The sequence below is a fragment of the Mesorhizobium sp. M8A.F.Ca.ET.207.01.1.1 genome, assembly GCF_004794715.1.
GTDB lineage: Bacteria > Pseudomonadota > Alphaproteobacteria > Rhizobiales > Rhizobiaceae > Mesorhizobium.
The window spans coordinates 1-399 of record NZ_SRUS01000154.1 but is presented as its reverse complement, the minus strand read 5'-3'; the positions used below and the strand labels follow the sequence as shown (position 1 = coordinate 399).

1 protein-coding gene is annotated in these 399 nt (G+C 66.2%); it reads right to left on the bottom strand.

Going from position 1 to position 399, the window contains the following annotated elements:
• On the bottom strand, positions 1–388 hold a 388-nt coding region (locus EN850_RS33950; protein WP_246689322.1), incomplete at its 3' end, for an aspartyl/asparaginyl beta-hydroxylase domain-containing protein.
• Between the last annotated feature and the right edge of the window lie 11 nt (positions 389–399).

The following is a 399-nucleotide window of genomic DNA, read 5'->3' as shown; positions in this document are numbered from 1 at the left end:
GGCGCAGCGAGCCGGCGAACGGGTCGCGGTGCGGGCGCAGCTCGCTGCCCGGTGGCAGCTGCGCGAACATCGCCGCACGCACGTCGGGGATCGACTCGATCAGCGCCGTGGTCTTCGGGCACAGCGTCTTGGCCGACGGATGCGACGGGCCGTACCACTTCAGGTAGAAGCGCTTCCAGCCACGACGGAAGAACGAATTGAAGCCGGCATCGTTGAACGTGCTGGAGGCAGCGATCTTCTGCGCGTCGCGCAGCGCCAGCGCCTCGTCGCGGATCATCTGCCAGTTCTGGCGCAGCGGCTCCAGCTGCGGGAACTCCTTGCCCGGGTCCAGGAACGGCGTGGTCGGCACCTTCGAGAACATGTACATGACCACGTTGATCGGGGCCATGAAACTGGAAT